This window comes from Methylobacterium sp. 22177, assembly GCF_052045615.1.
Taxonomy (GTDB): Bacteria; Pseudomonadota; Alphaproteobacteria; order Rhizobiales; family Beijerinckiaceae; genus Methylobacterium; species Methylobacterium radiotolerans.
Map to the genome: position 1 here is coordinate 66392 of NZ_JBQEPK010000025.1, position 21859 is coordinate 88250.

General features: G+C 70.4%; 23 protein-coding genes. 14 read left to right on the forward strand and 9 right to left on the reverse strand.

Annotation, left to right across the window (positions count from 1 at the left end):
• The first annotated feature begins 262 nt into the window (after positions 1-262).
• The 5 genes from ACTJK8_RS21075 to ACTJK8_RS21095 all read left to right on the forward strand — a co-directional run bounded on the left by ACTJK8_RS21075 (position 263) and on the right by ACTJK8_RS21095 (position 5794).
• Complete coding sequence (locus ACTJK8_RS21075; RefSeq protein WP_024828676.1) at positions 263-1429, forward strand: type III PLP-dependent enzyme; 1167 nt, start codon at positions 263-265, stop codon at positions 1427-1429.
• A gap of 226 nt (positions 1430-1655) precedes the next feature.
• Positions 1656-2207: a GNAT family N-acetyltransferase gene (locus ACTJK8_RS21080; RefSeq protein WP_024828675.1), complete on the forward strand. Its 552-nt coding sequence runs from the start codon at positions 1656-1658 to the stop codon at positions 2205-2207.
• 259 nt (positions 2208-2466) lie between these two features.
• On the forward strand, positions 2467-3480 hold the full coding sequence (gene dgcN, locus ACTJK8_RS21085) for an N-acetyltransferase DgcN (protein WP_012321576.1): 1014 nt from the start codon (positions 2467-2469) through the stop codon (positions 3478-3480).
• A gap of 1 nt (position 3481) precedes the next feature.
• Entirely contained in the window at positions 3482-4465 is a 984-nt protein-coding gene (gene dgcA, locus ACTJK8_RS21090; RefSeq protein ID WP_024828674.1) for an N-acetyl-D-Glu racemase DgcA, read from the forward strand.
• 279 nt (positions 4466-4744) lie between these two features.
• Positions 4745-5794, forward strand: a complete 1050-nt coding sequence (locus tag ACTJK8_RS21095) for a ketopantoate reductase family protein (protein WP_012321578.1) — start codon at positions 4745-4747, stop codon at positions 5792-5794.
• A 164-nt stretch (positions 5795-5958) separates the two neighbouring features.
• On the opposite strand, the gene ACTJK8_RS21100 is transcribed toward ACTJK8_RS21095, so the two are convergent.
• Positions 5959-6297 (reverse strand): DUF1491 family protein, encoded by a 339-nt coding sequence (locus ACTJK8_RS21100; RefSeq protein ID WP_012321579.1) that lies wholly within the window; start codon positions 6295-6297, stop codon positions 5959-5961.
• 330 nt (positions 6298-6627) lie between these two features.
• Here ACTJK8_RS21100 and ACTJK8_RS21105 point away from each other — a divergent pair, with 330 nt between their 5' ends.
• On the forward strand, positions 6628-6918 hold the full coding sequence (locus ACTJK8_RS21105; protein ID WP_012321580.1) for a hypothetical protein: 291 nt from the start codon (positions 6628-6630) through the stop codon (positions 6916-6918).
• A 74-nt stretch (positions 6919-6992) separates the two neighbouring features.
• Here the strand turns inward: ACTJK8_RS21105 and ACTJK8_RS21110 are convergent, their stop codons facing one another.
• Complete coding sequence (locus tag ACTJK8_RS21110; protein WP_182179488.1) at positions 6993-7736, reverse strand: peptidoglycan-binding domain-containing protein; 744 nt, start codon at positions 7734-7736, stop codon at positions 6993-6995.
• Positions 7737-7762: 26 nt separating this feature from the next.
• Complete coding sequence (locus ACTJK8_RS21115) at positions 7763-9655, reverse strand: sensor histidine kinase (RefSeq protein ID WP_012321582.1); 1893 nt, start codon at positions 9653-9655, stop codon at positions 7763-7765.
• Between the two features lie 252 nt (positions 9656-9907).
• Between ACTJK8_RS21115 and ACTJK8_RS21120 the strand changes: the two genes are divergently transcribed.
• The gene (locus ACTJK8_RS21120) at positions 9908-10261 is read left to right on the forward strand and encodes a hypothetical protein (RefSeq protein ID WP_012321583.1); all 354 of its coding nucleotides are present in this window, start codon (positions 9908-9910) and stop codon (positions 10259-10261) included.
• Between the two features lie 11 nt (positions 10262-10272).
• Here ACTJK8_RS21120 and ACTJK8_RS21125 read toward each other — a convergent pair whose 3' ends face one another.
• From ACTJK8_RS21125 to ACTJK8_RS21135, 3 genes are all read right to left on the reverse strand, one after another.
• Entirely contained in the window at positions 10273-11403 is a 1131-nt protein-coding gene (locus ACTJK8_RS21125; protein WP_012321584.1) for a DUF2336 domain-containing protein, read from the reverse strand.
• Positions 11404-11539: 136 nt separating this feature from the next.
• Entirely contained in the window at positions 11540-11896 is a 357-nt protein-coding gene (locus ACTJK8_RS21130; RefSeq protein ID WP_012321585.1) for a hypothetical protein, read from the reverse strand.
• A 69-nt stretch (positions 11897-11965) separates the two neighbouring features.
• On the reverse strand, positions 11966-12427 hold the full coding sequence (locus ACTJK8_RS21135) for a GNAT family N-acetyltransferase (protein WP_012321586.1): 462 nt from the start codon (positions 12425-12427) through the stop codon (positions 11966-11968).
• A 297-nt stretch (positions 12428-12724) separates the two neighbouring features.
• On the opposite strand from ACTJK8_RS21135, the gene ACTJK8_RS21140 reads away from it, so the two are divergent.
• The gene (locus ACTJK8_RS21140; RefSeq protein WP_244413120.1) at positions 12725-12907 is read left to right on the forward strand and encodes a hypothetical protein; all 183 of its coding nucleotides are present in this window, start codon (positions 12725-12727) and stop codon (positions 12905-12907) included.
• Positions 12908-12988: 81 nt separating this feature from the next.
• Here ACTJK8_RS21140 and ACTJK8_RS21145 read toward each other — a convergent pair whose 3' ends face one another.
• Positions 12989-13498 (reverse strand): MucR family transcriptional regulator, encoded by a 510-nt coding sequence (locus ACTJK8_RS21145; protein WP_012321588.1) that lies wholly within the window; start codon positions 13496-13498, stop codon positions 12989-12991.
• A 437-nt stretch (positions 13499-13935) separates the two neighbouring features.
• Here ACTJK8_RS21145 and ACTJK8_RS21150 point away from each other — a divergent pair, with 437 nt between their 5' ends.
• The 5 genes from ACTJK8_RS21150 (at position 13936) to ACTJK8_RS21170 (ending at position 18662) form a co-directional block, all read left to right on the forward strand.
• On the forward strand, positions 13936-14349 hold the full coding sequence (locus tag ACTJK8_RS21150) for a PaaI family thioesterase (protein WP_012321589.1): 414 nt from the start codon (positions 13936-13938) through the stop codon (positions 14347-14349).
• Between the two features lie 102 nt (positions 14350-14451).
• Positions 14452-15384 carry an oxygen-dependent coproporphyrinogen oxidase gene (gene hemF, locus ACTJK8_RS21155; RefSeq protein ID WP_440762459.1) on the forward strand — a complete coding sequence of 311 codons (933 nt, stop codon included), beginning with the start codon at positions 14452-14454 and terminating at the stop codon, positions 15382-15384.
• Positions 15381-16499: an ATP-dependent DNA helicase gene (locus tag ACTJK8_RS21160; RefSeq protein WP_012321591.1), complete on the forward strand. Its 1119-nt coding sequence runs from the start codon at positions 15381-15383 to the stop codon at positions 16497-16499. Before hemF ends, ACTJK8_RS21160 begins: the two co-directional genes overlap by 4 nt.
• A 242-nt stretch (positions 16500-16741) precedes the next feature.
• The gene (locus ACTJK8_RS21165) at positions 16742-17206 is read left to right on the forward strand and encodes a very short patch repair endonuclease (RefSeq protein ID WP_440762460.1); all 465 of its coding nucleotides are present in this window, start codon (positions 16742-16744) and stop codon (positions 17204-17206) included.
• Positions 17160-18662: a DNA cytosine methyltransferase gene (locus ACTJK8_RS21170; RefSeq protein ID WP_440762461.1), complete on the forward strand. Its 1503-nt coding sequence runs from the start codon at positions 17160-17162 to the stop codon at positions 18660-18662. Before ACTJK8_RS21165 ends, ACTJK8_RS21170 begins: the two co-directional genes overlap by 47 nt.
• Here ACTJK8_RS21170 and ACTJK8_RS21175 read toward each other — a convergent pair whose 3' ends face one another.
• Positions 18663-19808, reverse strand: a complete 1146-nt coding sequence (locus ACTJK8_RS21175) for a protein NO VEIN domain-containing protein (RefSeq protein ID WP_440762462.1) — start codon at positions 19806-19808, stop codon at positions 18663-18665.
• A 275-nt stretch (positions 19809-20083) separates the two neighbouring features.
• On the opposite strand from ACTJK8_RS21175, the gene ACTJK8_RS21180 reads away from it, so the two are divergent.
• On the forward strand, positions 20084-20797 hold the full coding sequence (locus tag ACTJK8_RS21180; RefSeq protein ID WP_440762463.1) for a recombinase family protein: 714 nt from the start codon (positions 20084-20086) through the stop codon (positions 20795-20797).
• Here the strand turns inward: ACTJK8_RS21180 and ACTJK8_RS21185 are convergent.
• The gene (locus ACTJK8_RS21185) at positions 20761-21783 is read right to left on the reverse strand and encodes a hypothetical protein (RefSeq protein WP_440762464.1); all 1023 of its coding nucleotides are present in this window, start codon (positions 21781-21783) and stop codon (positions 20761-20763) included. The genes ACTJK8_RS21180 and ACTJK8_RS21185 overlap by 37 nt on opposite strands.
• Between the last annotated feature and the right edge of the window lie 76 nt (positions 21784-21859).

Sequence of the window (21859 nt, forward strand, 5' to 3'; positions counted from 1 at the left end):
CGAACGGGCTTTTTTGGTCTCGTCGGCCCTCCAAAGGCCGGCACCGAAGAGGCTTGTTTCTCTTTGCCCGGCGTGCGGTGGGGGTCCTCCCTTCCAATCCACGGCAGCTTCCGGGTGCTCTGCGCCCGCACTGACGCACGCGTCTCCAAAGCGCGTGGGTCCGCGCGACGCATCGCCCCCTGACGCCGGCGGCCTGTCAGGCCGTCATCTTCGACAGCGCGCCCCGCGTAGGGCGCCCGCGAACCCGTGCCGGGAGACGACCATGACCGACCGCATCCGTGACTACCTGCGCGTGCGCCGCGACCTCGGTCAGGACGAGGGCCCCGTGATGGTCCTCGACCTCGACGTCGTGCGCGACAACTACACCGCCTTCGCGCGCTCCCTGCCGGACACCCGGGTGTTCTACGCCGTGAAGGCGAACCCGGCTCCCGAGGTGCTGCGCCTTCTCGCCGAGATGGGCTCGTGCTTCGACACGGCCTCCGTCGCCGAGATGGAGATGGTGCTGGCCGCCGGCGCCACCGCCGACCGGATCTCCTTCGGCAACACCATCAAGAAGGAGCGCTGCATCGGCCGCGCCCTGAAGCTCGGCATCCGCCTGTTCGCGGTCGACTGCCAGGCCGAGGTCGAGAAGATCGCCCGGGCCGCCGAGGCCGTGGACGTGCCGGCCGGCGAGATCCGGGTGTTCTGCCGCATCCTCTGCGACGGCGCGGGCGCCGACTGGCCCCTGTCCCGCAAGTTCGGCTGCGTGCCCGAGATGGCCGCGGACGTGCTGGAGCACGCCCACCGCCAGGGGCTGGAGGCCTACGGGATCTCGTTCCATGTCGGCTCGCAGCAGGGCAACACCGAGGCGTGGGACGGGGCCCTCGGCTCCGCGGCGGCGGTCTTCCGCGAGTGCGCGGAGCGCGGCATCGGCCTGTCGATGGTCAATCTCGGCGGCGGCTTCCCGACCAAGTACCTCAAGGCGGTGCCGGGCGTGGAGAGCTACGGCGAGGCGATCTTCCGGGGCCTGACCAAGCATTTCGGCAACCAGATCCCCGAGACGATCATCGAGCCGGGCCGCGGCATGGTCGGCAATGCCGGCCTGATCGAGGCGGAAGTTGTTCTCGTGTCGCGCAAGTCCGCGGATGCCGACGAGGTCCGATGGGTCTACCTCGACATCGGCAAGTTCGGCGGGCTGGCCGAGACCATGGACGAGGCGATCCGCTACCCGATCCGCACCGCGCGGGACGGGGACGCGACCGAGCCCTGCGTCATCGCCGGCCCGACCTGCGACTCGGTGGACGTGCTCTACGAGCGGCAGCTCTACCCGCTGCCGGTCTCGCTCTCGATCGGCGACAAGGTGCTGATCGAGGGCGCGGGCGCCTACACCACGACCTACGCGGCGGTGGCCTTCAACGGCTTCCCGCCCCTTCAGCAGATCGTGATCTGATCGCGCGCGCCGCCCGGGACACTCCGGGCGGCTTCCTTCCGAGACTGCTCCCGGCGGGTGACAGGCGGCAGGAGGCGGACGCACGGATCCCGTGCGTCTGGAACCACCCTGCGGTCACGCTGCGTTAAGGGCCGCTGCCGTTTCTCCGGAAGCGGCGGCCAGCCCTGATCGCTCGCCGAGACGATCCATCGCTTCTCCCGCTTGCCGGCCCGGGGAGGGCACAGCCATGATCGAGATCCGCGCGGAGCACCTTCACGACGTCCCGGCGCGCGAGCGCCTGCTCGACGCGTGCTTTCCCGGCAATCGACGCGCCAAGACCTCGGAGCGCCTGCGCGAGGGCCGGCTGCCGGCCCGCGGCCTCGCCTTCGCGGCGACCCGGGCGGGGCGCCTCGTCGGCACCCTGCGGCTGTGGCACGTCGAGGCCGGGCTCGCCCGCCCGGCGCTGCTGCTCGGCCCGCTCGCCGTCGATCCGGCGATCCAGGGGCAGGGGCTCGGCTCGGTGATGATGCAGGCGGCGCTCGGCCGTGCCGAATCCCTCGGCCACGGCGCCGTGCTGCTGGTCGGCGACGCGCCCTACTACGCCCGCTTCGGCTTCGACCGGGCGCTCGCGGACGGCCTGACCTTGCCGGGGCCGTTCGAGCGCGCGCGCTTCCTCGGTCTCGAGCTGCGCGCGGGGGCGCTGGCGGGCGCCGCGGGGATGGTCCGGGCGACCGGCGTGCTGTCGCCGGCGGGCGCGGTGGCCAACGAGGCGGGGGTGGCGCGACGACGCGCCGCCTGAGCGGGATCGTCAGGCGCCGAAAGCCTGAGGCGACGACCGCGCCGTCCCTGCGAGCGCCGCGAAGCTATCCGGGGCAGCGCGGTCCCCGAGCGCCGCGAATGCCCGGGTCGCCTCGCTGCGCCCGCGACGACGGTGTGCAGGCCCGGCATGTTGGGGATGCGGCCGCATCTGCGCGCCTGGCCGGCCTCGTGCATTGCGCCGGGCGCCCGCGATCCCGCATAGACGGTCCGCCGGCCTCCCGGAGAAGGTTGCTCGACCGATGCAGATCGCCACGCCCTACCTGATGTTCCTGGGCGACGTGCCCGACACGCTGGCGGCGAAGACCGCCTACGGGATCAAGGACTGGCGCCCCGAGTGGTGCGTCGGCCAGATGCGCCTGCCCGGCTGCGCCGCCGATCTCGGCATCCCCGACATGACCCTGGCCGAGGCCCTGGCGAAGGGCTGCCGGACCCTGGTGATCGGCGTCGTCAACGCCGGCGGCGTGCTGCCGGACCACTGGGTGAAGGAGATCGTCGCGGCGATCGAGGCCGGGCTCGACGTGGCGAGCGGCCTGCACGTCAAGCTCGGCACGGTCCCGGCCATCGCCGAGGCCGCGGCACGGCGCGGCCGCCAGCTCCACGACGTCCGCCACACCGACGAGCGCTTCCCCACCGGCAAGGGCACCAAGCGGGCCGGGCGGCGCCTGCTCACCGTCGGCACCGACTGCTCCGTCGGCAAGAAGTACACCGTGCTGGCCCTGGAGCGCGGCATGCGCGCGCGCGGCCTGGACGCCGATTTCCGCGCCACCGGCCAGACCGGCGTGTTCATCTCCGGCCGGGGCGTCGCCATCGACGCCGTCGTGGCCGACTTCATCTCCGGCGCCGTCGAGACGATCGCGCCCGAAGCCGCCCCGAACCACTGGGACCTGATCGAGGGCCAGGGCTCGCTCTACCACCCGTCCTTCGCGGGCGTGAGCCTCGGCCTGCTCCACGGCGCGCAGGCCGACGCCTTCGTGGTCTGCCACGAGCCGACCCGCACCAACATGCGCGGCGTGAAGCACCCGCTGCCGACCATCCGGCAGGTGATCGACCTCACCGTGCAGCTCGGCAGCCTGACCAACCCGGCGATCCGGCCGGTCGGCATCGCGGTGAACACGCAGGCGCTCGCCGAGGGCGAGGCGCGGGCCCTCCTCGACAAGCTCGCGTCCGAGCACGGCCTGCCCGCCACCGACCCGGTGCGCTTCGGCGTCGACGGGCTGGTCGACCGGATCGTCGCCGACTTCCCGGAGGCCTGACATGGCGCGCCGCCTGACCCTCGCCGTCGAGCGCTTTCCCATCGCCGGCGCCTTCACGATCTCGCGCGGCAGCCGCACCGAGATCGCCGTCGTGGTGGCGACGATCGCGGACGGCGACGCGGTCGGGCGCGGCGAGTGCGTGCCCTATCCGCGCTACGGCGAGAGCGTCGAGAGCGTCAGCGCCCTGATCGAGGGCCAGGCAGAGGCGATCGCCGCCGGGATCGAGCGGGACGCGCTCATGGCCCGCATGAAGGCGGGCGCCGCGCGCAACGCCCTCGACTGCGCGCTGTTCGACCTCGAGGCGAAGCGCCAGGGCCGCCCCGCCTGGGAGATCGCGGGTCTCGCCGAGCCCCGGCCGGCGATCACCGCCTACACGCTGAGCCTCGGCACGCCGGAGAGCATGGCGGAGGCCGCCCGCAAGGCCGCCCACCGGCCGCTGCTCAAGGTCAAGCTCGGCGGGGACGGCGATCCGGAGCGCATCGCCGCGGTGCGGGCCGGCGCGCCGGAATCCCGGCTGATCGTCGACGCCAACGAGGCGTGGCGGCCCGAGAACGTCGAGGCCAACCTCGCGGCCTGCCTGAAGGCGGGCGTCGCGCTGATCGAGCAGCCGCTGCCGGCCGACGCCGATGCCCTGCTGGCCGAGATCCCCCACCCGGTGCCGGTCTGCGCCGACGAGAGCCTGCACGACCGTGCCGGACTCGACGCGCTGGCCGGGCGCTACGACGCGATCAACATCAAGCTCGACAAGACCGGCGGCCTGACCGAGGCGGTGCTCCTCGCCCGCGAGGCGCGGGCCCGGGGGCTCTCGATCATGGTCGGCTGCATGCTCGGCACCTCGCTGGGCATGGCGCCGGCGGCACTGCTCGCCAACGCCGCGGAGTTCGTCGACCTCGACGGACCGCTGCTGCTGGCCCGCGACCGTGACCCGCCGCTGCGCTACGAGGGCAGCCTGATGCACCCGCCGACGCCGGAGCTCTGGGGCTAGGGCACGCGGGCGGAGCGGTCGCCGTCCGCGGTCCGAGACCGCCCAGCGCGAGATCCCGGAGGCTCGGCCCTGTGGAGATCCCAGGTGCGGACGATAGGGATCGCCCCGCCTGTCACCGGCGGGGCCTCACAAAGGGTTTGGGATTAGGTATACCAGAAGGCTTGCCTTCCTCTCGCCCGGCTGCCATCCATCGCGTGTGCGCTCGGGGCGTGGCGTGGACGCGCTGTTCCCAGCAGCCAGACAACACACAGCAAGTCTTCAATGCTGGGGAGGAAAGACGTGGCCAGAAACATCCTGATCCTGGGGGCCTCCTACGGCTCGCTCCTGGGGACCAAGCTCCTGATGGCCGGTCACAACGTGACCCTGGTGTGCCGGCGGAAGACCGCGGACCTGATCAACCGCGAGGGGACCGAGGTCCGCATCAAGCTGCGCGACGAGAAGGAGCACCGGGCGATCCACTCGCGCGATCTGCCCGGCAAGGTCGACGCGATGCCGCCGGAAGAGGTCGACGTGTCGCGCTACGACCTCGTCGGCCTCGCCATGCAGGAGCCGCAGTACAACAACCACACGATCCGCGTCCTGATGATCAAGATCGCGGCGGCGAGGCTGCCGTGCCTGTCGATCATGAACATGCCGCCGCTGCCCTACCTCAAGCGGATCCCGGCGCTCGCCGCCATGGACCTCGAGGACGCCTACACCAATGCCGGCGTGTGGGACCGGTTCGAGCCGGGGCTGGTGTCGCTCTGCTCCCCCGATCCGCAGGCCTTCCGGCCGCCGGAGGAGGAGGCGAACGTCCTCCACGTCGGCCTGCCGACGAATTTCAAGGCCGCGACCTTCGCGGACGAGGCCCACAACCGGCTGCTCCGGGAGCTGGAGGCGGACATCGACGCCGTGCGCCTCGACGGGCACGACGTGCCGGTGAAGCTCAAGGTGTTCGACTCGCTGTTCGTGCCGCTCGCCAAGTGGTCGATGCTGCTCACCGGCAATTACCGCTGCATCACCCCGGGCGAGCCGCAATCGATCCACGACGCCGTCCACGGCGACCTGGCGCGCTCGCGGGCGATCTACGACCACGTCGACGGCATCGCCCGGAAGCTCGGCGCCGACCCGGCCGACCAAGTGCCGTTCGAGAAGTACGCCAAGGCCGCCGAGAGCCTGCTGAAGCCGTCCTCGGCGGCGCGGGCGGTGGCGAACGGCGCGCCCTACATCGAGCGGGTCGACCTTCTGGTGAAGCTGATCTCGCACCAGCTCGGCGAGCCGAACGCCGAGATCGACCGCACCGTCGAGACCGTCGATCGCAAGCTCGACGAGCGCATCATCGAGGGCTGATCGGCCCCGTCACTGTCACGCGGTGCGGAGCGCCGCGCGGCGTTTGCTGTGCTCTCGTCTTCACGAGCGGGGCGAAGTGACCCCAGGGCGGCGCGCCATCGGTCGGCGTGGCGCCTCCGGGTCGCTTCGCTCTCGCTCGCAGAGACGGTCGGCGCGCCTTCACCTTACTCCGCCAGATCCAGGAAATGCCGCCCCTGGCGGTCGTCGATCTCGATGATCCAGAGATCGGAATCGAACCGGATCTCCTTGGTCAGGCGCTCCTCCACGTCGAGCGGGCTGCCGCCGGTGACGATCGCGGTGAAACGGCGGTCACCGCTCTCCTCGGCCTCGAACAGGGCCTGCGGCGCCGGTCCGTAGAGATCGGCGCTGCCGTCGAGGCGGTCGACCTTCACGAAGATCGCGCCCGCCTCCGCGGACCCGCGCCGGCGCAGCACGGCCGGGATGCCCGCGACGTCCAGGCGCCGCAGATGGGCCGAGACCCAGAAATCGGAGCGCAGGCGCATGCGTCTGTAGCCCTGTGAACCTCGGCTCGCCGCGGGAGGCGGTCCGACGCGGCGGTCGTCCCTCGAACCCCGCGGGCTCGGAGCGGTGCGGCCTCCGCCATGCGCGAAAGCGCCGGCGCGGGCAAGCGCGGGCCAGCGCGGACGCGCCGCGTCGGCCATCTGGCATGAACGCTTCAGCGCGCAAAATATTCCGTCAGAAAAACCAGTATTCTTCGGGATTAAAAAAGGATTGATCCGTGTGCGTCAGCGCACATCTACAGTATTTTTTGCTGATTAACTGAGCAAAGGGCGCCCGAATTCGCAGTTCACGATGATTTAAGGAGCACTCCGATGCGGAGAATGACCTCGCGCGCGACGCTGATCGTCGCCTGCCTGTGCGGTGTTGTGCCGTCGGCCCACGCCCGTCCGGAGACGCTCATGGATTTACTGGGCAACCGCGACTCCACGTCCTGCCCGCGCTACCAGCGGACCCCGAGCGATGCCTGCAACATCGTCGTGCATCGGCCCGGCGGTAATCCCACGCAGGACATGACCGGATCGATCGGCCACGCGAAGTCCTGGCAGGCCAATGGCGGCCCGCGCTGCAAGACGATCTGCCGGTTCACCGGCACGCAGTACTGAGGGGCGGCGCACCGACTTGTCGCGACGATCGGCACCCGCGCCGCCCCTCCGGCGCGGGTTGCCGCCGGGTCTCGCTAGCCGTGGCCCGCCCGCGCCACCAGTTCGCGCAGGGTCCGGCCGGTCGCCTCTCCGGTCACCGGCAGCTTGGCGCCGCGCTCGAACTTCTCGATCGCCGCGCGGGTGCCGGGACCCATCGCGCCGTCGGGCTTCACCGCGTAGCCGAGCTTCGACAGCGCCTTCTGGGCGCGCAGCACCGGATCGCCGTCCTTCTCGGGCTTGGCCGCCTTCGCGTCCTTCGCGTCCTTCGTGTCCTTCGTGTCCTTCGGGGTCGGCTTGGCGGCCGGCCGGACCGGCGACGCCTTCGGGGTGACCGAGGCGGTGGTCTCCTCGGACCGGATCAGCTCGCCGATCGCGTCCCGGGCCGCCGGCTTGGCTTGGAGCGGTGCGGCGGCACGGTCGGCCTCGACGACGCGCACCGGCTCCCGGGCCGGTTCCCGGGCGGGTTCCCGGGTGGCCTCCTTGGCGGCCGGCGCCGCCTCGCGGGGGGCGGGCGCTTTCTGGGCGAGCTTCGGCAGGATCGGCGCCGGGTGGCGCCCGGTCTGGTAGCCGAGGGCGTTGACGCAGACGAAGCCCGCCGCGCCGAGGGCGACGAGGCTGCCGAGAACGGTGCCCGGACTGGTGCGGCAGGTGGCGCCCGTCGCCTTCAGCGCGCCGACGAGCACGGCGCGCCAGTCGCCCTGGACCGCGGCGCGGCGCGGCGCGGACCGGCGGGCGCGGCCGGGTTCGCCCGGTACGGTGATCTCGCGGTAGCCTGACATCATGTCTCCTTCCGGGGATCTTCGGGTCAGCCGGTGCGGCGCAGGACCGGCTCGGCCGGGGCCGCGGCGGGGCCCGGCTCCGCGTCGAACAGGCCGAGCGGCAGGCGCACCACGCGGCGCGGCGCCGGGGCGCCCCGCACGGCCGTGCGGATCGGGGCCGGGCCGTGCGCGGTCGCGGGGGCCTGGCAGACGAGGGGCAGGGTGACGGTCACCACGGTCCCGGCCTGCGGGGCGCTCTCGATCAGCAGGGAGCCGCCGTGGAGGCCGACGAGGCCCTGGACCACCGACAGGCCGAGGCCGGTGCCCTCGTGCTGCCGCTTGTAGCCGCCGCTCCCGGCCTGGAAGAACGGGGTGCCGAGCTTGGGCAGGTCGTCCGCGCCGATGCCGACGCCGGTATCGGCCACGACGATGTCCAGGCTGCCCGCGCCGCGCCGCAGGGAGAGGTCGATGCGGCCGCCCGACGGGGTGAACTTCACGGCGTTCGAGATGAGGTTGATCAGGACCTGCCGGCAGGCGGCGGGATCGGCCGTGATCTCCACCGGTCCCGACGGGGCGGCGGTGAGGGCGACGCCGGCGGCGTCGGCCTTCAGCCGCATCAGGTCGCAGCAGCCCCGGAGCAGGTCCGCGACGTCGAAGGTCTCGGGCGCGCAGTCGAAGTTGCCGCTCTGGATCCGGCTCATGTCGAGCAGCGTGTTGACGACGCCGAGCAGGTGGTGGCCGGAGGCGCCGATGATGCCGGCATATTCCCGCGCCTGGACCGGCCCGAGGCTGACGGCGCCTTCGCCCGCCAGGACCTCGGAGAAGCCGATGATCGCGTTGAGCGGCGTGCGCAACTCGTGGGTGACGTTGGCCAGGAACCGGCCCTTGATCGCGTCGGCCCGCTCGGCCTCGGCGCGGGCGCGCTCCAGTTCCGCGGCGTGCCGGTGGTGCTCGGTCATGTCGCGGGTGACCGCCACGACCGCCATGGCGGCGTCGTGCGGGCCGTGCTCGATCCGGTGGGCGCGCATCTCGGCGTAGATCAGGCTCGCGCCGTCGGCGCGGCCGGTCTCGGGCTCGACGTGCAGGCGCAGGGGCAGCGTCGCGGGGCGCCCGGTCGCGGCGACGTCGCTCACCGCCTTGAGGAAGGCCGGACGGTCGGCGACGTGGACGCGCTCCAGCAGGCCGTGGCCGCGCAGCCGGGCCGGGTCGCTGCCGAGGAGCCGCACGGCCGAGACCGAGGCCTCCAGGACGCGGCCGTTGCGGTCGTGCCAGGTCACGAGGTCGTCGATCGCCGAGAGCAGCAGCCGGTCGCGGGCCTCGTTGTCGCGCAGCCGCTCGCGCCAGACGCCCTCGTTGCGCATGTGCTCCAGGGCCTGGGCGGCGACGTGGCCGATCGCCGTGATCGCGAAGGCCGGCAGGGCGATCGCGGCCGAGATGTCCATGACCGGCAGGGAGCCGGCCCAGGCCCCGAGGGCCACCACGGCCAGCACGCCGAGGACCGCCATCGCGGCGGCCGCGATCGTCGCGCGGAGCGAGCCGGAGACCAGCGCCTCCAGGGGGATCGCCACGAGCCAGACCGCGGCGGGCGAGGTGACGCCGCCGGTGACGCCCGCCAGGGCGACGACGAGGCCGGTCAGGCCCGCCGACGAGACCGCGTGGGCGACCCAGAGGGAGCCGGTGCGGGTGAGGAGGACGGCGGCGAGGACCGGCAGCAGCAGGCTCGCGATCGCCAGGACCTCGAAGCCCGACGGCACCCCCCGCCAGAGCAGGTAGGGCGGCAGCCCGGCCATCATCACGGCGCCGGTCGCCAGCCGCGACACCAGGAAGCGCTGGTGGCGCGCACGGGCGGCCGGATTGTCGGCCACGGATTCGTGGACGAGACCCGCGAGCCGGTCGTCGATCAGAGACGTCAGGACAGTCTTGATGGTCAAGGTTGGCACGCGTCGCGCTGGCTGCGTTCCCGCATCCGTCGCGCCTCCGGTTCGACTTCGAACGACTACCGGACGGTCGCAGAGCCGGCTTAAACGAGTGTTGCGGGACTTGTCCGAATGGTCGGGATGCTTTCCGCGAGGTAACCAGCCGATCGCGAACAAGCTTCGTTCACCATCGTGCGGGAAAGCTCGGGTTGGTAGAGGCCCGGTTCACGAAATCCGTCGAATGCTTCGCGCGATCTCGAGCGGAGGAACCGTCTCATGACCGTCCTGCTGCGCGCCGCGCTGGTGATCGGCGTGCTCTCCTACTTCGCCATGCTTCGCACCGGCGCGGATCCGGCCGCGGAGGCCCGTAAGCTCGCCGGGGCGGTCCCGAGCGCCCAGGCGGTCGTGCCGGCCGCCCTGGAGGCGGTCCCGCCCGAGACCCGGGACCGGGCGGTGCGCGCCGTGCTGGCCCGCGGCCTGATGGCGGAGCTGAGCCGCCGCGCCGCGGAGGCGCCGCCCTCGAACGACACCCTGCAGGAGACCGACCGGCAGCCCGCTTGGCGGGGCGCCGAGCCGCAGAGCGATCCGAAGAGTGGTCCGAAGGGCGATCTCCGGACCGAGCCGCGCTGACGGCCGGCCGGTCAGGCCGGCTCCCCGCCGCTCGCCGTCCGGGCCCGCGCCGGCACGGGCGGCCGCTGCGCGGCGACGCGCTCGGCGCCCTGGCGCAGCTTGGCCTCCGGGCCGTGCGCCGGCTGGTGGGCCTCGCTCCGCCCGCGCTCGGCCAGCGGCCGGTCGAGGATCGCGGCGATCAGGTCCCGGGAGGCGGGGCGGCTCACGGTGCGGAACAGCCGGACGAGGTCGGCCACGCGCTCGGCCGAGCGAGCCACCCCCTGGTTGAGGGTCAGGAAGATGTAGACCGCTTCCTCCTCGTGCAGGCCGGCGGCCCGCAGGCCGAGGGTCAGCAGATCGTAGCGGGCGCTCGCGTCGGCGACCACCGTCAGGAAATCGCGGGGCAGGCCGAGTCCGTCGGCCAGCGCCGCCATGAAGGCCGGCACGTCGCGGGCCGCGGACAGGCCGGTCAGGGTCTCGCCGAGGCCGCGGGGCGGCGGCGGGCAGGGGCGCAGGGCGGCGGTCGCCTCCACGGCCCGGCCGATCACCGTGCGGCGCATCGGGTCGGCGTGCAGGTACAGGGGCACGAGGTCGGCGGCCGACACGTCGGGCCGGACCAGCAGCAGCCGGGCGAGGTCGGGGGCGCCGCGGCCGCGATCCACGAGCCGCGACAGGGCCGCGCCCCGCAGGGTGTGGCCGAGATTGGCCGCCAGCGCGCGGTCGATCTCGGGGCGGCCCTCGCGGGACAGCTCGTCCACCGCCTCCCGGCTCAGCCCGGCCCGGGCGGCGATGCGGGCGGCGATGTCCGACCCCTCGGCCAGGGCCGCCTCGATCAGGCGGTGGCTCAGGGTCGGGGCCAGCTCCACCACCGCGTCGCGGGCGCCGCCGCCGCGCAGGGCGAGCGCCTCCAGCACCGCGGGTGGCGTCTCGGGGCAGGGGGCCAGCTTGCGGGCCACGACCCGGGCGGTCTCCTCGTCCACCGTCGGGATCAGGCCGCAGGCCAGGGACTCGAAGATCTCGATCTCGGTCCGGTCCCGGGCCGCGGCCCGGACGAACAGGTCCGTCTGAACCCGGAGGATCACCGGCTTGAGATCGAGATTCTCGATGCGCGACAGTTCGAGGAGCCCGGACAGGTCCGGCGGAGCATCGACGGATGGGGGCATGGAGGATCGGTTACGCAAGACTGCAGTAAGGTCACGCTAACCGCATCGACGTGAATCGACCTTTAAGCCGCCTCCGCCGCGACCGTGCCGTCCTGCGCCAGGATGGTACCGGCCCGGTTCCGCCCCGGCCCCGCCGTCAGCGCGTCAGCCAGAGCACGAGGCCGAGCCCCACGGCGGCCGCGACGATGAGGCCGGCGTAGAGCGGCAGGACCCAGGGCTGCCGCTGGTGCGGGTAGCCCTGGGCCACCCGCTCCGAGGGCGCCCGCTCGTTCTGCCTGGCGATCCGGACCTCCCGGGGCGTCGGCGGCGTCCCGCCGGCCTCCTCGCAGGTCCCGAGCGGGGCCGCGCCGATATCCATGTGCGGGGTCTTGTCGGCGGTGCGGCCGCTGTCGATGTCGCCCTTGAGCTGCGCGGCGGTCGGCGCCTCGGAATCCGGCGGCGGATCGACGGGCAGGTTCGCGGGGGGCGGCGGGGTCTCGGATCGCAGCGTCATCGGGGGGCTCCACTCTCCGAGATCAACGCCCAGTGAGCCGTGTCGGCTTCGGCCAGGATGTCGCGGATCTCACCCGTCCCCGGCGCCCCGCTTCAGCAGCGGCCGCGCGAGCATCGTCCCTTCTGCGGCGAAGCCGGCGGCGGCGCAGAAGGCGCGCAGGGCCTCCTGGTCCGGCCCCGCGGCCAGGAGCAGCCGGTCGCAGCCCGCCTGCCGCGCCGCCCGGCCGGCCGCCTTCAGCAGGACCCGTCCGATGCCGCGGCGGCGGGACTCGGCGGCGACCGCGAGGCCGGTGATCAGGCCGAAGGGCCGCGGCGCGTCGAGGGTCCGCACGGGGGCGACGGCGATGACGCCGCTCGGCGGTCCCCATTCCACGGCGACGAGGGCGCTGCCGCCGTCCCGCTGCAGGGCTTCGAGCCGGGCCGCGAGGTCGGCGGCACCGACCGAGACCCCCGCCTCGCCCAGCAGGGCCGCGAGGCCCGCGGCATCGGCCCCCGCGGCGGCGCGGATCTCCAGCCCGTAGCGATTGCCCAAATCCCGCTCCCGATCGGCCTGTCCGGCCGTTCAACGCATCGCGACGCCTCTCGGCGCCTCGCGGTGCCTCTCAGCATGGCGCGGCGTGTCTCCGCCCGGGTGTGTCGATCATCGGGCATTCCGTCGCCGATGCCGGAGGCCCGTCGGGCGCGTCCGCTCCGACAGCGCCGACCCCCCGGATCTCCCCTCCGGCCAGCCCGATCAAGCCGGCGCGATCGCCCTGGGCGGAACGCGGAGGGCCGTCCGCGCTTTGCCCTCCGGTCGTCGGGTCGGGGAGCGCGCAGCATGGCGGGGCGGGTGACGGATCGATTCCCCGAGGCGGAGGCCGATCAGGCGCGGCCGGAGCCCGCGCCGGTGCCCGAGCGGCCGGTGCCGCGGCCCGGGAGGACCGAGGCGGAGGCCGAGCCGGACGAGCGGCACAGGGCCGAGACGGAGATCGCCGCGGGCGACGTGGCCGACGACCTCGCCGACTTCGCGTAACGGACCGGCGCGCGGGGCGCGCGCCGGCCGGTATCCACGAGCCCCGGGCGGGTGCCGGGCTCGGGCCTGCGTCGGGCGGTCTCAGGCCGTCTCTTTGGCCTTGCGGGAGCGGCTGGCGCGCTTCGGCTTCTCGGTCGCCTCCGCGACGGGCTCGGGAGCCGGCGCCGGAGCGGCGGACTTGCGGCGCTGCTGGCCGAGGCCGAGGCTGCGGGCGAGTTCCGAGCGCTGGGCCGAGTAGCTCGCGGCCGTCGACGGATAGTCGCGCGGCAGCCCGAAGCGCTCGCGATACTGCTCGATCGTCAGGCCGTTGCGCGACAGGTGCCGCTTCAGTGTCTTGTACGGCTTGCCGTCGATGAACGAGATCAGGGCGTCCGGTGTCACAGACTTGCGGATCTGGGCCGGCGTCGGCTTGTCGGCCGTCTCGGTGACGGCCGCCGCGGGGGCGGACAGCTTCGTCAGCGCGGCGTGAACGCCGGCGAGCAGACCGGGCAATTCGCTGATCGGCACGGAGTTGTTCGAGACGTACGCCGAGACGATGTCGGACGCCTGCTCGATAAAGGTCTGCTGCTGCTCAGTGGCGTTGTCGTCCATCGATGATTCCCTCTATCTGACCGTGGTGAGACGGTTCTAACGTCTGTGCAGCAAAATCAAGTCGTCGTCGAGCATTTCCCTACACAATGCCCCCGCCATGAACACGCATATTATTCAAACCGAGGGTCGAGCTGAAATCGACGGTGGAGCAAACCGACACCCCGGAGCCGAGGTTGGATGAGACCGGGCTACGCGGACGGGCATCGATTATGCCTTCTGCCGCGATCTCGCCGCCGGCTTCCTCTGCGAAGATCCGTCTCCGGTCAGATGAGAGGCGCAGAACTTCACGCGGGGGCCCGCCGGGACGGCCCGTGAGCCGGTCGGGGCGGGACGAACGTTTCGGCCCGACTGTCACGTGATCTGCGGCGGTCCGGTCATGGCCTCGGGGGCGGCCGGGCGATAAGGATCCGGGCGGGGCAGGAGCCGGGGCGATCGACGTGGACCAGCAATCGGAACCGGGCACCGTCTTCGGCGCCACCATCCCGTTCGTGGATTACTGCGGGATCGAGGCGCTCGACGTCCGCGCGGGCCGGACGCGGCTGCGCCTCCCCCTGCGACCGGAGCACGCCAACAACCTCGGCATCGCCCATGGCGGCGCGCTCTGCACCCTGCTCGACGTCGCCCTCGGGACGGCGGCGCGGCTGCGGGCGGGGCGCCCCGTGGTGACCCTCGACATGCAGACCCGCTTCCTCGCGCCCGGCCGCGGCGTCCTGACGGCCGAGGGACGGGTCACCCGGGCCGGGCGGTCGGTGATCTTCTGCGAGGCCGAGATCCGCGACGAGGCCGGGGAACTGGTGGCGACCGCCACGGGGCTGCTCAAGCCCGTCGGCGAGCGGTCGGCGCCCGCGTAGGCCGGCGGTCCGCGGCCGGGAGGCCGGCGCGGGAGGCCGGCGCGGTCACGCGGGGTCGCGACCGCATTGACGTGCGCCCGGCAGGGTGGAAAAGCCTGTGCCATGACGATGCCGGACGACGCGCGCGCAGCCCTCGCTGCGCCTCCCTCCGAGGCCGAAGTGACGGCCATGAAGTCCGAGGCCGCGGCGTGGTTCGAGACGCTGCGCGACCGGATCGTCGCCGCCTTGGAGACCCTCGAGGCGGAGGCGGCGGGTCCGTTCCACCCCGACGCGCCCGAGGCCCCGGGGACGTTCGAGAAGACGCCGTGGAACCGGACCGACCATACCGGGCGGCCGGGCGGCGGCGGCGTCATGGCGATGCTGCGGGGCCGCGTCTTCGAGAAGGCCGGCGTGCACATCTCGACGGTGCACGGCGAGTTCGCGCCGGAATTCCGCGCCCAGATGCCCGGCGCCGCCGAGGATCCGCGCTTCTTCGCCACCGGCATCTCGCTGATCGCCCATCCGTGGAACCCGCACGTGCCGACGGTGCACATGAACACCCGGTTCGTCGCCACGACGCGGGCGTGGTTCGGGGGCGGGGCCGATCTGACGCCGGTGCTCGACCGGCGCCGCACGCAGGACGATCCCGACAGCCGCCACTTCCACGCCTGCCTGGAGCGGGCCTGCGCGGCGCACGGCATCGATCACGCCCGCTACAAGGCGTGGTGCGACGAGTACTTTCACCTCAAGCACCGGAACGAGCCGCGCGGCATCGGCGGGATCTTCTACGATTACCTCTGGAGCGGGACGCCGCAGGCCGACCTCGCCTACACCCGCGACGTGGGCCAGGCCTTCCTGGAGGCCTACCCGAAAATCGTGCGCGACAATCTCGGCACGCCCTGGACCGAGGCGGACCGCCACGAGCAGCAGGTGCGGCGGGGCCGCTACGTGGAGTTCAACCTGCTCTACGACCGGGGCACGATCTTCGGCCTGAAGACGGGCGGCAACGTCGCCTCCATCCTCTCCTCGATGCCGCCGACTGTGCGCTGGCCGTGAGTGCGGGTCTGCCGGCCGCCTACGCGCCGCAGCAGGACGCGGCGCTGAAGGCGATCGCCGCGTGGCGGCGGGACGGGGGATCGCAGGTGTTCCGGCTGTTCGGCTATGCCGGCACCGGCAAGACGACGCTCGCCCGCCGCATCGCCGAGGACGTCGACGGCACGGTGGTCTACGGGGCCTTCACCGGCAAGGCGGCCTCGGTGATGCGCCAGAAGGGCTGCTACGACGCCGCCACGATCCACTCGCTGATCTACCGCACCAAGGAGGCGGAGGAGGGCGGGCCCACCTTCACGCTGAACCGGTCGGGCCCGGCCGCCAAGGCGGACCTGATCATCATCGACGAGTGCTCGATGGTCGATTCCGACCTCGGCAACGATCTCCTGTCCTTCGAGCGGCCGGTCCTCGTTCTGGGCGACCCGGCGCAGCTGCCGCCGGTGCGCGGCGGCGGCTTCTTCACCGAGGCGGAGCCCGACGTGATGCTCACCGAGGTCCACCGGCAGGCCAAGGACGACCCGATCGTCCGCATGGCGATGACGGTGCGCGAGGGCGGCCGGCTGGAGCTCGGCAGCTACGGGCAGAGCCGGATCGTGTCACGCCGCGCCCTGGATCCGGCCGAGGTGCTCGAGTGCGACCAGGTTCTGGTCGGTCTGAACAAGACCCGCCGCCTCTACAATGCCCGGCTCCGGGAACTCGCGGGCCACACGGACCCGATGCCGGCGATCGGCGAGAAGCTGGTCTGCCTGCGCAACGACCGGGTGAAGGGCTTGCTCAACGGCTCGACCTGGACCGTGCAGGCCCTGCGCGCGCCGCCGCGTCCGGACCTGATCCGCCTCGACGTGGTGCCGGAGGACGACCCGGCGCTCCGCCGGAAGCCCACCGACATCAAGGTGCTGCGCGCGATGATCTCCGGCACGGACGAGGAGATCCCGCTGTTCCTGCGACGCGAGACGGACGAGTTCACCTACGGCTACGCGCTGACGGTGCACAAGGCACAGGGGTCGCAGTGGGATCGGGTGACGCTGTTCGACGAATCCTACGCGTTCCGCGAGCACCGGGCGCGCTGGCTCTACACCGGCCTGACCCGCGCCGCGCAGGCGATCACCGTGGTGGTCTGAGCTGGCGCCGGCGCGCGACGTCTCGCTTGTGAAGCCGGACCGCGCGTGCTACGCACCGCCCGTCTCATCGAGGCACCTTGCGGAGAGGTGGCAGAGCGGTTGAATGCACCGCACTCGAAATGCGGACCACCCCAGCAAAATCAATAACTTAATGGTTCGCTAGGGACAGTAGGGACGCCGTATAGGGACACTTGCATGTCGGTTCGGATTGCTCCGAGCCGGCAGGGAGGGATCTCCACGCGTTGGCAGATATCGTCCCACCCGAGACACGCAGCCGGATGATGAGTTCCATCCGCGGACGTGACACGAAGCCCGAGATCTTGGTCAGGAAGATCCTGCGGGATCTTCATGTGGGCTACCGTCTCCATGTGAAGGATCTGCCGGGCCGACCCGATATCGTCATGCGCGGGCGTCGGAGGGTCATCGAAGTCCAGGGCTGCTTCTGGCACCGTCATCCAAACTGCCGGTTCGCGTACACGCCGAAGAGCCGCACGGAGTTCTGGCAGCGGAAGTTCGACTCCAACGTCGCCCGAGATGCGCGGAATCATCAGGCGCTCCGGGACGGTGGATGGCAGGTGCTCACGATCTGGGAATGCGAGACAGCGAACGATAAGCTGCTCCGTGAGCGGATCGCTCGGTTTCTCGGAATGGGCGAGACAGGTGGCACGGATCAAGAAGACGGGGGTCATCCAGGCGAAGCTGGCTAGGCTTCAAAGCGGGCAGCGTCCGCGCGTTCTGGATCTCTTCGCCGGCTGCGGAGGCATCTCGCTTGGCTTCAGCAGTGCTGGTTTCCAGATCAACGCGGCGGTCGAGATCGATGAGATCGCGGCGCGAACCCACGCTCTGAACTTCCACAATGGCCTTGGCCGCGCGCAACGCGAACTTCATGGGCGTGCGCGGGATATCACCACTCTGGAACCCGGAGAGATCACCGAGGAGCTGAAGCTCGGCGGTGTCGATATGGCGTTCGACGTGGTTGTAGGCGGACCACCCTGCCAAGCTTACGCCCGCGTTGGGCGCGCGAAGCTCCGTGAGGTGGCCGATCACCCGTCCGCGTTCAAGATCGACCCGCGGGGCAACCTGTACCTGCGCTATGTCCACTTCGTTCGGGCTGTGAAGCCGCTCGCGATTCTCATGGAGAACGTCCCCGACGTATTGAACTACGGCGGGCACAACGTGATGGGCGAGGTTGCCGAGGTTCTTGAGGACCTTGGCTACGAAGCTCGGTACAGCCTCATCAACTCCGCCTTCCACGGCGTCCCCCAGATGCGGGACCGTGTATTCCTCATAGCGATACACAAGGATCTCGGTGTCGAGGTCGAGTTCCCACGGGCGACCCATCACATGATCCTGCCGTCCGGCTACGATGGAACGCGCTCTGTCGCCCTGCGAAACATCGATCTTTTCGGCGGAGGCGGCTTCGTAGAGGCCGACCACGGCGACCAAGGATTACCGGGACCCGTGACGTGCCGGGATGCCCTTGGCGATCTCGCGCCCATCACTCTCCATCTTGAGGGCAAGCTCCGCCGCGGGGCGCGTCGCCTTGATGAGCCAGCCGCATACCCTGAGATCGCCAGCATCTCGACCTACGCGCGCCGGATGCGCGAGTGGCCTGGGTTCGAAGCGCCCGTGGATGGGGTGCGGGATCACGTCATCAGGTATCTGCCCCGGGACGCCTCAATCTTTCGCGAGATGCCGAACGGCGGCGAGTACCCCGCGGCTCACGCGACAGCCGTGAATCTCTGGCGACAGCACATCGCCAATCTGGAACGCAGAAGCGGAAAAAGGCTGAAGGAGGACGAGAAGCAGACGATCTACCGGGCGATGGTGCCTCCGTACCCGGTTCACACCTTCCCGAATCGGTGGTGGAAGCTCCGGCCCGACTTTCCGTCCCGCACACTGATGGCGCACATCGGGAAGGACACCTACTCGCATATCCACTACGACAGCCGCCAAGCGCGCGTCATCAGCGTGCGAGAGGCCGCCCGGTTGCAAAGCTTCCCGGACGGCTTCGTGTTCTGCGGGACTATGAACCCGGCCTACCGACAGATTGGGAACGCGGTGCCTCCTCTCATGGCCGAGAAGCTCGCACTGACGATTCGTGCTGCTCTCGCGCGCGCCTGCACGTTGCTCCAGGGACCACCTGCGGTTGCCGCGGAGTAGTCAGTCCTCATCATCAGAGAGCCGGATCTGAATCGGAGGGTCCCAGGTACCGACCCGCTCCGGCCTTACCGTGTAGCCGTCCGGAACGATCCCTTCACCCAGGCCGGCGACCGCGGCCAGGATCTCCGCGGCGAAGCCGCCGATGTCCTTGCAGATTCGCAGTGTCGCCGTGTCGTTGGTTAGGCCGTAAAGGCGGTACAGGTCCGTCCGTGCCCCACGCTCGGCTGCGCTCTCGATCTCGGCCTGCGAGATGTGGATGTGCCGCGAGAAGTCGCCACTCGTGGCCTTGACCTCGATTCGCTGCTTGGTGCCGTCCGTCCCCTCGACCTCGAAGTCCCAGGAAGAGACCGCGTTCACATCCGCGATCCAAGTCGCGGTTCGGAGGCGGGAAGCTGCCACCTCCTGCTGAAGCCAGTCATCGATCAGGACCTCGCCCGAGCGACCGACTGCCTCGGCCCGCGCGCGAGCTTGCTGAAGCGCTTCGGCAGACATGCGCCGGCTTGCGCCGCGCCTCCGGAGACGGCGAACCCCCTCGGATGACCCGAGGGCTGCATCCTCCAGGGCCACGTCTGCTTCCGGGTCAAGCAGTTCCCGTATCGGGTGCTGATCAGCCGACAGTGCGACGATGGGCGCGAGAATCGCCGCGTCCATGGCGGCCATCTTGCGGTTGCCCAGGTAGGCCGAAAGCGCGGCATTGATGGAGGCGTCGTCTGGATCGTTCTGGGAGACGAGGACGAGCAGGACCTCAGTGGGAGCTACATCTCCCTCGAAGCCGAAGACTGCCAGATCGCCTGGAGCGAGACCATCGTAGCGCGTGGGATCAAAGTCCGGATTCGCAACGAGCTGCCCGTTCAGCCGCCAGTTCTTTCCGCCGCCGCCCGGAGAGATGATCTTGCCGTTCAGAGCGTGCGGGAGCAGCCGCAGGCCCGGCCCGTAGATCGATAGCGGCATATTGAACCGCTGCTTGTTCCCGGTTCCCCGGGTGAGCGGGAACAGGTCATCGACAAGCACGTCCGCGTTGAGGTTGATCGCCTTCTGCTTACTGCCCTGCTCACCAACTGCGCGAGCCGCAGTCTGGTACCGGCGGAACTGCTGCTCGAAGTACGTCAGGTCTGACATCGTGAGCTTCTTAACCGCGTACTTCATCAGGCTCTCTGATTCCTGCTGGCTGCGTCGGTGAGGTTGAGGGACCCCTGAACGGGGTCGGCCGGGAGGACGTACTGCGCGTGTAGCCGATCTTTCGTGAAGAGCACCTTCCTCGTTGAGGTTGATCTGCTCTGAGGCGGCGGCACGCCGGTTCACGGACGGGTAACTGCGATCCGGCGCGGAACCAGGACCGGCGATTGCAACGCCTTGCACCCGGAGCAATTCCGTTACATTTGTAGTGTCCGACATCACTACCAACAGAATGGAATCGCGCCGTGCCCGAGGGCTCCTTCGTCGCCTACTACCGGGTCAGCACGCGGCGTCAGGGGATGTCGGGCCTCGGCTTGGAGGCGCAGCAGCAGGCCGTGCGCGACTACCTCAACGGCGGCCAGTGGAAGCTCGTCGGAGAGGTAGTCGAGGTCGAGAGCGGGAGACGGTCAGACCGGCCGAAGCTCGCGGAGGCCCTGCGGTTGTGCCGTCTCCACCGCGCCACTCTCGTCATCGCCAAGCTCGACCGGCTCGCACGAAACGTTGCCTTCGTCGCCACCCTGATGGAGAGCGGCGTGGAGTTCGTAGCCGCGGACTTCCCACAGGCGAAGCGGCTGACAGTTCATATCCTGGCGGCTGTCGCTGAGCATGAGGCAAAGGCCATCTCCGAGCGCACCAAGGCCGCGCTGGCGGCGGCAGCGGCGCGGGGTGTTACGCTGGGCGGGGATGGTGCGAATCTGCGGCGCGACAGCGTGCTGGGTCGCGAGGTCAGCTTGCGGGTGCGCCGAGAGCGAGCCGCGAGGCGGGCGGCAGACGTGGGTCCGGTAATCGACGCACTCCGCGGCGACGGAGTTGATACGCTCCGCGCTATCGCTGCGGTGCTCAACGCGAGAGGAATCCCAGCTCCGCGCGGCGGGGATTGGGCTCCCACACAGGTGATGCGCATCATCAGGAGTAGAGGGCATCATGACCCGAGGTCGTCGGCTTCGGCAGCGGCGTAGTCCTTGGCCGCTTCGGCACGCAGGCGCTCGACCTCTGCACTGGTGTGCTCAAGATCGACGCGGGCCTGCTTGATCCTGAGGTCTGCCTCTTCGTCACCATACTGAACGTGTAGCTGGTATTCCCGGGAAGTTCCCGCGCTCATGCGATCCAGTGCATCGCACAGCTCTCCCAGGGTCTTTACAGTCATCTTGTTCAAGTTGATGTACGGAAGTATCTCGATAGCTCTCATATGTTCTAAGATTACCTTGTCTATCTCGTCATCATTGTTGATGGCAGGTTCGTGTGTTGTTGTTTCTTCATTCTTGGATGCGTCTGGTGTTAACTGGAATGCTTCGATTTCGGAATTTTCTCCTTCGGAAACGGGCAAATCGCTGTACACTCTGGAACCTTTGGCGCGCGAATCAAGAGTGGATATTTTAAGGTTGTCGAATCCAATCTCCCGATACGCGTTCATGACGTATTCGGACCATGCCTTTTCGTATTTCACTCCGGTGAATTCGGACTTCTGGCCGAGTAAGGCCTTCGAGTACACGAACTTGAACTTGGTGCTGTAGTCAGCCAACGTGTTCAGGTTCTCGGTCACTGTGCCTGTGTCGTAGAGGCGAGCTACGTGGACGCGGCGCGGTCCCGGCCACTGCGCGCGCAGATCGCGTTCCAGGTCCGACCACGAGGCGTGACCCCGGCCGTCAATCAGCATGTGCGTATGCAGGACAAGCACGCGGTCGTGTTTGCCGAGACCACCAACGTCGATCCCGAACTCCGAGAGCAGGGCTGCTTTCATGCGGCTCGACGTGACGGCGGAGTGCAGCAGATCGAGTTCTATGGTGCCGACCAGCCGCGTGTAGCCGCGCGGGTCGCGGCGGATGCGGCCCGTGCGCATCAACGTCTCGCGCCACTGGGCGGCGAGCTGGGTGGCGGCCTGTCGCACGAGGGCGGCTGTTCCATCACGGAGCTGCACGACCCAAGCCGCGTGGATAACCGTCACCCACCGCATCTCGTGCCGTGGTGTTCGTCTCAGAACCGCGCAGTCCGCGTGGACCGCCGCGCGATGGCTGGCGGCT